The organism is Pseudarthrobacter albicanus, from assembly GCF_018224015.1.
In the GTDB taxonomy this organism is placed as follows: Bacteria; Actinomycetota; Actinomycetes; order Actinomycetales; family Micrococcaceae; genus Arthrobacter; species Arthrobacter albicanus.
The window spans coordinates 1-9,135 of the sequence record NZ_JAGPOT010000132.1 but is presented as its reverse complement, the minus strand read 5'-3'; the positions used below and the strand labels follow the sequence as shown (position 1 = coordinate 9,135).

At 70.2% G+C, this 9,135-nt stretch carries 8 protein-coding genes; 3 read left to right on the top strand and 5 right to left on the bottom strand.

Annotated elements, in window-relative coordinates; translation table 11 throughout:
* Positions 1 to 28: 28 nt before the first annotated feature.
* Positions 29 to 478: an IS200/IS605 family transposase gene (tnpA, locus tag J9611_RS20450; protein ID WP_211882942.1), complete on the top strand. Its 450-nt coding sequence runs from the start codon at positions 29 to 31 to the stop codon at positions 476 to 478.
* A gap of 101 nt (positions 479 to 579) precedes the next feature.
* Here the strand turns inward: tnpA and hemW are convergent, their stop codons facing one another.
* Together hemW and lepA are read right to left on the bottom strand one after the other, a co-directional pair.
* On the bottom strand, positions 580 to 1,818 hold the full coding sequence (gene hemW / locus J9611_RS20445) for a radical SAM family heme chaperone HemW (protein WP_211882941.1): 1,239 nt from the start codon (positions 1,816 to 1,818) through the stop codon (positions 580 to 582).
* Positions 1,819 to 1,820: 2 nt separating this feature from the next.
* Positions 1,821 to 3,674, bottom strand: coding sequence for a translation elongation factor 4 (gene lepA, locus J9611_RS20440; RefSeq protein ID WP_211882939.1), 1,854 nt, complete (start codon positions 3,672 to 3,674; stop codon positions 1,821 to 1,823).
* Between the two features lie 180 nt (positions 3,675 to 3,854).
* On the opposite strand from lepA, the gene J9611_RS20435 reads away from it, so the two are divergent.
* Both J9611_RS20435 and rpsT read left to right on the top strand, forming a co-directional pair.
* A complete protein-coding gene (locus J9611_RS20435) occupies positions 3,855 to 4,436 on the top strand; it encodes a type II toxin-antitoxin system PemK/MazF family toxin (RefSeq protein WP_211882937.1) in 582 nt (193 codons plus the stop codon).
* A gap of 159 nt (positions 4,437 to 4,595) precedes the next feature.
* Positions 4,596 to 4,856 carry a 30S ribosomal protein S20 gene (gene rpsT / locus J9611_RS20430; protein ID WP_211882935.1) on the top strand — a complete coding sequence of 87 codons (261 nt, stop codon included), beginning with the start codon at positions 4,596 to 4,598 and terminating at the stop codon, positions 4,854 to 4,856.
* A 115-nt stretch (positions 4,857 to 4,971) separates the two neighbouring features.
* On the opposite strand, the gene holA is transcribed toward rpsT, so the two are convergent.
* Genes holA through J9611_RS20415 form a run of 3 tightly spaced genes read right to left on the bottom strand, consistent with a single transcriptional unit; the run spans position 4,972 to position 8,753 of the window.
* The gene (gene holA / locus J9611_RS20425; protein WP_211882933.1) at positions 4,972 to 5,985 is read right to left on the bottom strand and encodes a DNA polymerase III subunit delta; all 1,014 of its coding nucleotides are present in this window, start codon (positions 5,983 to 5,985) and stop codon (positions 4,972 to 4,974) included.
* The gene (locus J9611_RS20420) at positions 5,919 to 8,045 is read right to left on the bottom strand and encodes a ComEC/Rec2 family competence protein (protein ID WP_211882931.1); all 2,127 of its coding nucleotides are present in this window, start codon (positions 8,043 to 8,045) and stop codon (positions 5,919 to 5,921) included. Before J9611_RS20420 ends, holA begins: the two co-directional genes overlap by 67 nt.
* A gap of 18 nt (positions 8,046 to 8,063) precedes the next feature.
* Complete coding sequence (locus tag J9611_RS20415; protein WP_246528107.1) at positions 8,064 to 8,753, bottom strand: ComEA family DNA-binding protein; 690 nt, start codon at positions 8,751 to 8,753, stop codon at positions 8,064 to 8,066.
* Positions 8,754 to 9,135: the final 382 nt, after the last annotated feature.

Here is a 9,135-nt window from a genome sequence, read left to right as displayed (position 1 = left end):
CGGGTAAACCCGGTAACGATACCGAAGCATGCAGCAAATGTATCGCCGGGCTATGACTGTTTCGCAGGATATTCGTACCGGGCGCCATTGTGCTTTTCTGCTGCACGCGCATCTGGTGTCCGTGACCAAGTTCAGGCACCGCGTTTTCGGGGAGGAGCATCCGGTGCGGTCGGAGGAAATTCTGCGGGATGCGTGCACGGATTTTGAGGTGGAACTCGTCGAGGTCAACGGCGAATCCAACCATGTTCACCTGCCCGTGCACTTCCCGCCCAGGGTCGCGCTGGCGAAACTGGTCAACCCCCGGAAACGGGTGTCGTCCAGGAGGCTCAGGCAGGAGCCCCCCGACCTGGTGCAGCATTACCGGCGCGCGCAGAAGCCTTCGTCTGCATCCTGTTCCGCCGGTTCCGCCGGCGGCGCTCCTCCTGATGCTGTGAAGCAGCACATCGAGAACCAGAACCACCCACCCCGGTCCCCTTAGGGGCGATTCACCTCCACCCTGAAGGATGGAGCACTCCCGCCCTACAGGTAGCGGCGGCCGGATCCGGCCGCTGGCCCAACCGGGGCGCAGGCCGGGGACCGCTAGTCCGGCAGGATCCGGCGGACGACGGCGTCGGCGAGCAGCCGGCCCCTGAGCGTGAGGACCAGCCGGCCTTTGAAGGCCGCGGCAGGATCCACGAGGCCGTCGGCAATGAGCCCGGCGACGGCGTGTCGCCCGGTGTCCCCCAGTCCACCCAGGCTTGCGATCTCCAGACCGGAGTCCAGCCGGGCTTCGAGCATGATGCGCTCCACGTTGCGGGTTTCGGCGTCGAGCGTTTCGCGTCCGGCGGCCGGCGATACCCCCGCACCGAGCCGTCCCGCGTACGCGGTCGGGTGCTTGACGTTCCACCAGCGCACACCGCCGACGTGTGAGTGCGCGCCGGGCCCGATCCCCCACCAGTCGTCCCCGCGCCAGTAGGCAAGGTTGTGCCGGCAGGCCTGGTCCGGGGTGCGGGACCAGTTGCTGACCTCGTACCAGCCCAGCCCGGCGGCGGTGATCAGTTCGTCGGCGAGTTCATATTTGGCCGCGTGGTCGTCGTCGTCGATGCCGGGAACTTCGCCGCGTCGGATCTGGGCGGCGAGCTTGGTGCCGTCCTCCACGATCAGCGCGTAGGCGCTGATGTGGTCCGGGCCGTAGGAGAGTGCCGTCTCCAGCGAGCAGCGCCAGTCGTCCAGCGACTCCCCCGGCGTCCCGTAGATCAGGTCCAGGCTGACGGCGAGGCCGGCGTCACGGGCCCATTGCACCGCCTGGGGCACGCGGCTGGGGGTGTGGGTGCGGTCCAGGACCTTCAGGACGTGGGGCACGGCGGACTGCATGCCGAAGGAGACGCGGGTGAACCCGGCGCCGGCCAGCATGTGCAGGGATGCGGGCGTGACGGAATCCGGGTTCGCTTCCGTGGTGACCTCGGCGCCGGGCTGCAGGCCCCACGCGGCGATCGCTGCGGCCAGGATCCGGGCCAGGTCTTCGGCGGGGAGCAGGGTGGGCGTTCCGCCGCCGAAGAACACGGTCCCGAGCGGCCGCGCCGGCAGGCCGGAGTCCTTCAGGACCCTGGCGGCGAAGTCCACTTCCGCGACGGCGGTGGTGGCGTAGGCATCCTGCGATGCCCCGCCGCCCAGTTCGGTGGCCGTGTAGGTGTTGAAATCGCAGTAGCCGCAGCGCACGGCACAGAACGGGATGTGGACGTAGAGCCCGAAGGCCCGTTCCGCGGCGCCCTCCAGCGCCTGGCCGGGCAGCAGCCCGTCCGGCGGCGCCGGGTCGCCCAGGGGAAGAACGCTAGGCATGGCTACTTCTTGGCCTTGTCCTTGGACTCGTCCGTGGTGAGGGCGGCGATGAAGGCTTCCTGCGGGACCTCGACGCGGCCCACCATCTTCATCCGCTTCTTGCCTTCCTTCTGCTTTTCCAGCAGTTTGCGCTTCCGGGTGATGTCGCCGCCGTAGCACTTGGCGAGCACGTCCTTGCGGATGGCGCGGATGCTTTCGCGGGCGATGATCCTGGAGCCGATGGCGGCCTGGATGGGCACCTCGAACTGCTGCCGCGGAATGAGTTCGCGCAGCTTGCCGGTCATCATCACGCCGTAGGCGTAGGCCTTGTCACGGTGCGTGATGGCGGAGAAGGCGTCCACCTGCTCGCCCTGGAGCATGATGTCCACCTTGACCAGATCGGCGACCTGCTCGCCGTCGGCCTTCCAGTCCAGCGACCCGTAGCCGCGGGTTTTGGACTTGAGGATGTCGAAGAAATCGAAGACGATTTCGGCCAGCGGCAGGCGGTACCGGATTTCCACCCGGTCCTCGGAGAGATAGTCCATGCCGCCCATGACGCCGCGCCGGCTCTGGCACAGCTCCATGATGGCGCCGACAAACTCGTTCGGCGCAAGGATGGTGGCGGACACCATCGGCTCGCGGACTTCAGCGATCTTGCCGGTGGGGTATTCGCTGGGGTTCGTGACGTGGACGATCTTCTTGTCCTCCAGCGTCACCTCGTATTCCACGTTGGGGGCGGTGGAGATCAGGTCCAGGTTATATTCGCGTTCGAGGCGCTCCCGCGTGATTTCCAGGTGCAGCAGGCCCAGGAAGCCCACGCGGAAGCCGAATCCCAGCGCGGCGGACGTCTCGGGCTCGTAGACCAGCGCGGCGTCGTTGAGCATCAGCTTCTCCAGCGCATCGCGGAGCACCGGGTAGTCGGTGCCGTCCAGCGGATACAGGCCGGAGAAGACCATCGGCTTGGCGTCCGCATAGCCGGGGAGGGAATCGGTGGCCGGCTTGGCAAGGTTGGTGACGGTGTCGCCCACCTTGGATAGGCGGACGTCCTTCACACCGGTGATGAGGTAGCCGACTTCGCCGACGCCGAGGCCCTTGGAGGGGGTGGGCTCCGGGGAGCTCACGCCGATCTCGAGGAGTTCGTGGGTGGCGCGGGTGGACATCATCTGGATGCGTTCGCGGGGGTGCAGCATCCCGTCCACGACGCGGACGTAGGTGACGACGCCGCGGTAGGTGTCGTAGACCGAGTCGAAGATCATGGCGCGGGCGGGGGCGGTGGGGTCGCCCTCCGGGGCGGGAAGGTCGCGGACGATCTTGTCCAGCAGCAGTTCGACGCCGGCACCGGTCTTGCCGGACACGCGCAGCACGTCCTCCGGGTCGCCGCCGATCAGGCTGGCCAGTTCGGCGGCATACTTCTCGGGCTGCGCAGCCGGGAGGTCGATCTTGTTCAGGACCGGGATGATGGTGAGGTTGTTTTCCATCGCCAGGTAGAGGTTGGCGAGGGTCTGGGCCTCGATGCCCTGGGCCGCGTCGACCAGCAGGACCGCGCCTTCGCAGGCGGCCAGCGAGCGGGAGACCTCATAGGTGAAGTCGACGTGGCCGGGGGTGTCGATCATGTTCAGGGCGTAACTGGTGCCGTCGAGTTCCCAGGGCATGCGGACGGCCTGGGACTTGATGGTGATGCCGCGTTCGCGCTCAATGTCCATGCGGTCCAGGTACTGGGCCTTCATGTCACGGGACTGGACGACGCCGGTGTACTGAAGCATCCGGTCGGCCAGCGTGGATTTTCCGTGGTCAATGTGCGCAATGATGCAGAAGTTCCGGATGATGGCCGGATCTGTTGCGGCAGGCACCGGGGCGGTGCGGGCCATGGGAGACACGCAGGGTCCTTACTGTTGGCATTAATGGTGGCATTCCACGGATGCGCGGGGATGGCACGTCGCCATCGCGCGGCACGCCGCATATCTGAACCACCAGTCTCCCACGTCCGGACCCGTGGGAGTGCATCCGTAGTACATCCGGATCCAACTCCTGCGCGGTCCTGCCGGTATGGTTTCCCCATGGCCCTGAACCTACGCTCGATCGGCAATGCAGTCCGCAGCGCGCTGCGCTTCCTCGACAAGGCCGGCGCCGGCAAGCCTGGCGGCTCCGCGCCGGCCCCCTCCCGCCGGCCCGCCGGGAAACCGCGTCCCGGGCAGCCTGCCGGCGCGGGTGCGCCTGGCGCCCTCGCCGGACTGACCGGAACGTATCCCGGGGACTTCCGGGGGACCGCCGCCGTCCGGTACGCGCCCGCTCCCGACGGCCGCCCCCAACCAGGCGAGATCGTCTGGACCTGGGTCCCCTATGAGGAGGACCATTCCCAGGGCAAGGACCGGCCGGTGCTGCTGGTGGGCAGCAGCGGCCGCTACCTGCTGGGCCTGATGCTGACCAGCAAGGACCACGACGGCGACTCCCGCAGCTCGGACGATTACGTGGACATCGGCACGGGCCTCTGGGACCGCCAGCGGCGTCCCAGCGAAGCGAAGCTGGACCGCGTCCTGCAGGTCAACCCGGCCGATGTGCGGCGTGAAGGCGCCATCCTCGACGCCGCCCGGTTCAGCCTCATCGCCGCAGCCCTGCGGGCCAGGCACGGCTGGACGTAGTTGCCGGGGCGGCGGCTCTGCTACCATTGACAGCTGTGTGTCCGTGCAGGTCGACGGCCACAGATGGTTGGTCGCCATAGGTATCCCCACGCCGCTCAGTCAATGGCCAATCTGAAAGCCCTCTAGACCATTTTCCGCATTGAAAAAGAGAGTTCACACGTGGCTAATATCAAGTCCCAGAAGAAGCGCATCCTGACCAACGAGAAGGCCCGCCTGCGCAACAACGCAGTCAAGTCCGAGCTGAAGACGGCCATCCGCGCCGTCAACACCGCCGTTGAGTCCACCGACAAGGATGTTGCGGCCGCTGCCCTGCTTAACGCCAGCCGCAAGCTGGACAAGGCTGTCAGCAAGGGCGTTCTCCACAAGAACAACGCCGCAAACCGCAAGTCGGCGATCTCCAAAAAGGTCAACGCACTCTAAGGTTTCCAGTTCAGCTGAACTGATGATTGTGGCCGGCACCCCTGGGTGCCGGCCACTTCCGGTTTAAGCGCCTCCGCGCCCGGTCAGGCGGGCCGCACCGGCACGCATTCGGGTGTCAGCGGCGGACCGAACCCGCAATCACGGTCACGACGTGCTCCACGGCGTAAACCGGATCCCTGGCGAGGCCCTTGACCTGGGCGTCGGCCTCCGCCGTGGCCTGGATGGACCGCACGAGCCCCTCGGGAGTCCAGCGCCGGACCTCACGCTGGGCCTGCTCCACGAGCCAGGGCTGCATGCCCAACTGCTTGGCGATCTGTGCAGAGGAGCCCTGCGCTCCGGCCACCTTGGTGAGGGAGCGCAGCTTCGATGCCAGCGCCGCGACGATCGGAACGGGGTCGGCCCCCGTGTCGAGGGCGTGGCGGAGGGTGGACAGTGCAAGAGGCGCGTTGCCTGCCATCGCAGCATCGGCGACCTTGAAGGCGGTGGCTTCCACCCGGCCGCCGTAGTACCGGTCCACCATCGCGGCGTCGACTCCGGCGCTGGCGTCGGCGATCAGCTGGCTGCACGCGGCCGCGAGTTCAGCCAGGTGGGCTCCGACGGCGTTGACCAGCGCGTGCATGGCGTCCGGATCGATCCGCCGGGACGCTGCCCTGAATTCGGCCGCAACGAAGGCAATTTTGTCTGCGTCCTTCTTCAGTGGCTGGCAGTCGACCACGGGCCAGCCGCCGGCCTTGACGGCGTCCAGCAGCTTCTTGCCGCGCACTCCCCCGCCGTGGCGGAGGACCAGGACGGCGTCCGCCTCGGGGTGCGCCAGATACTTCAGGGCATCGGCAAGGAAGGCGTCGTTCATGGCTTCCAGCCCCTCGACCTCGATGAGCTTGTGCTCGCCGAACAGCGACGGGCTGACATTCATGGCCAGCGAGCCCGGTTCATAGCTGCCGGCGTTGAGCCGGGTGACCTCGACGTCGGGTTCCGCCGCGCGTACCTGTGAACGGACGCGGTCCATGGCCCGGCTGCCCAGATAGTCCTCCGGTCCGCCCACGAGCACGACGGCGGCCGGGGTCACGTCACGCCAGGTGGCCGTGTTCGACGCCGACGTCCTGGCGCGTTGGGTCTGGGCAGCAGCCACTGACGATTCCTCCCGGAAGTTGGTTTGCAGACTCTAAGCGTGCCACGCCGGGACCGGTCCACCAAGCCGCGGCGGCGGCCTCCCCGCGGGCCGCGCCGGCCAGGCGGCCCGGCCTGCGCCCGGTCGAGGAAGGCCACGGTGCGCGAGTGCGCCGCAACGGCCAGCCGTACCGCCGCGGCGGGGTGCAGGGCCAGCCGGAGCGCCGTGAGGCAGACGACGGAGAACAGCGCCATCGTGGAAAGGCCGAAAATTCCCTCCGGCCAGGGCAGCGCGGCCCCCGGGAGGCCGGCGAAGAAGCGGGCGACGCCGGCCACGCCGCCGGCGCAGGCGCCCGCAGCCGCCATCAGGGCCGCAGCGGGGGCCGGGACCAGCGGTACCAGCGGAACGGCCGCGGTCCCGAGCAGCGTGACCGGGGGCACCAGCACGGCAGCGGCCAGGTTGGCGGGCAGCGCGTAGGCGGCGAACTGGGGTTGCAGCAGCACGATCACCGGGCCGCAGAAGACCTGCGCGGACAGCGGGACGGCCAGGCCGGCCGCCGCCCATCGCGGCACGGAGGCCGGCAGCCACTCCATGATGCGGCGCCCGGCCACGACGATCCCCAGCGTGGCCAGCACGGAGAGGAGGAATCCGAAGCTCAGAGAGAGAGCCGGATCCACGAGCAGCAGTCCGATCACCGCAAGGGAGAGGAAGCTCAGGCCGCGCCCTGCCCGGCCGAAGGCCAGGGCTGACACGCCGATCGCGCCCATGACGGCGGCCCGCAGCACGCTGGCGTCCGGACCGACCATGAGCACGAACATCCCCAGCCCGGCCAAGGAAACCGCCGCGGCCGCCGGCCGCGGAAACCGCAGGCTGCGGGCGGCCAGCAGCAGCGTCCCGAGGATGAGGCTGCAGTTGGCTCCGCTCACGGCCGTCAGGTGGGTCATCCCGACGGTCTTCATGGCGGCCTCCAGCCCGGCGTCCAGCGCGCCCGTGTCCCCGGTGACCATCCCGGGCAGCAGGCCGCGGGCGTCGCCGCCGAGCCCGGCCGCGGCGGCAGTGAAACTCCTGCGGAGCATGCCCGGGCCCTGCTGCCAGCCGCCGGGGGCGCGGAGCGTTTCCGGCGCGGACGAAGCGGACAGGATCCCGGCGCCGCCCTGCCCCGGATCGGGAGGCTTCAGCTTCCCCGTCGTCCGCAGCCGTTGGCCGGGGACAAGGTGTTCCCAGTCCGCGCCTCCCATGACCAGCAGGCCGGCCTCGGCCTGGACCCGGCGGCCCTCCGCATACATGACCAGCAGTGTGGCGGGAACGGCCCAGCGGTCAGCGAGACCGGACCTCCCGGGCACCCTGAGCTGCCGCGGGGCGCCCGCGATCTCCAGTTCCATGACGACGGCGGCGTGCGCGGTGACAGCCTCCGCCAGGGCACCCTCATGGCGGAGGGACGCGGCGACGGCGGAGTGGGCGCCCGCCGCCGTGGAGAGCAGCATCGCCATGGCCAGGGTCGTCAGGAAACTCCGCGCCGGCGACGGCCGGGCGCCGCTGGACCGGGCGCCGCTGGACCGGCCGCCGCTGGACCGCGCGGTCCCCGGCCGGTAGTTCCCCTGCCTGTCCTTCCTCCCGCCGCGGAGTCCTACTCGTCGGCGGGCGCCCGATCCGTGCAGCAGCAGCCCCGCGGACGCCCCCAGGATCACGCACAGGGCCACCAGCGCGGCCGGGGCGAGCCAGCTGCCGGCCACGGCCGTACCCCAGACCAGCAGCGCCGCGGGCACCAGACGCAGATCCGTCCGGCGCCGGTCCCCGGACCCGGCCGGAACCGCGGGATCCGCACCCGGCCTTGCCCGGAGCCGGTCCCGGACCTGGCCACGGAGCCGCCGGCGGATTTCCGGCCCATGGCCAGATGGTCCCGCCTGTCCCGGCGCGGGCCGCCGTGATCCCGGCGCAGGCTGCCCGGATCCCGGCGCAGGCTGCCGGGGCACGGCGCCGCGGCCGGCGGCCTCCGGGGAACCGGCCCGGGATCCGCCGCCGGTCCGGGGTTCGTTGACGGCGGCGTCCACGTAGCGCTGCCAGCGGCCGGGTTCTGCCATGTCAGGCCCCGGGCCCGCTCAGACCCGGACCAGGGGACGCAACGCTTCCAGCAGCTTCGGGCCAACACCGTCCACGGCATCCAGCTCCTCCACCGTCTTGAACCGGCCATGCTGCTTGCGCCAGTCCACGATGCGCTGGGCCAGGACCGGCCCCACCCGCGGGAGCGTTCCCAGCTCCTCGACGCCCGCAGTGTTCAGGTCGATCTTTCCGCCGGCGGCCGAGCCGCTTCCACCCGCGCCGCTTCCACCCGCGCCGCCTTCGGTTGACCCGCTCGATTCCCCCGGTGCCGGCTCAGCCGGGCCCGGGTCACCGCGTTCCGGAACGAGGACCTTCTGGCCGTCCTCCAGCACGGAGGCCAGGTTGAGCCGGTCCGGGTCTGCCGCGGCTGTGCCGCCGCCTGCCGCGGCGATGGCTTCATGCAGCCGGCTCCCCTGGGGCAGCCGCACCACGCCCGGCCGGGCCACGGCACCGGCAACATGCACGATGATCGTCCCGGTGCCCGCCGCCGGGTCTCCTCCCGATGCAGTGGCGTCCCCGGCCGCCGCCGTCGGCTTGTCCACGACCGCGGGGGACACTTCACTGAGCGGGACCACCTGCGGCGCGCCGGTGGCGACGTGCCACCAGAACCAGCAGCCCAGCACGGCGGCCAGGACCCCGATCAGGATCGCGGGCCGCAGCCCGGTACGGCCCCTGAGCCTGGTGGACAAGGGCGGCATCGGCTCCCTCCGGTGCCCGGGGAGGCCGCCGGCCGGGAACCCGGAATCATCCGTGCGTCCGGACCCGCCGGCCTCGCAGGGATCCCCGGGCGGACAAGCACGCGGCGGCTCCGGCAAATCCAGCAGCCCCGCGGCGCGGCCGACCTGGCGCCCTGGATTCCCTGCCCCGGCAAGGGTCGCCGACAAGCGGTCCCGGGCAGCCCTGACGCCCATGGCGGATTCAGCTCCCGGGTTCCGGCGTGACATAGGACCCACCCTAGGAGAGCGCTGAACAAGGGGCAATCCGGAGATGGGATACGGCTTCCGGGCCGCTCTTCGGAGCTTTGGGCGGCCCGCTGACGGCCTGGGAATGAGAGGCCGGGGCCCGGGATTT

Coding starts and splice junctions, on each gene's coding strand:
- tnpA (WP_211882942.1), top strand. CDS start 29: ATGCAGCAAATGTATCGCCGGGCTATGACTGTTTCGCAGGATATTCGT.
- hemW (WP_211882941.1), bottom strand. CDS start 1,818: ATGCCTAGCGTTCTTCCCCTGGGCGACCCGGCGCCGCCGGACGGGCTG.
- J9611_RS20435 (WP_211882937.1), top strand. CDS start 3,855: ATGGCCCTGAACCTACGCTCGATCGGCAATGCAGTCCGCAGCGCGCTG.
- J9611_RS20420 (WP_211882931.1), bottom strand. CDS start 8,045: ATGGCAGAACCCGGCCGCTGGCAGCGCTACGTGGACGCCGCCGTCAAC.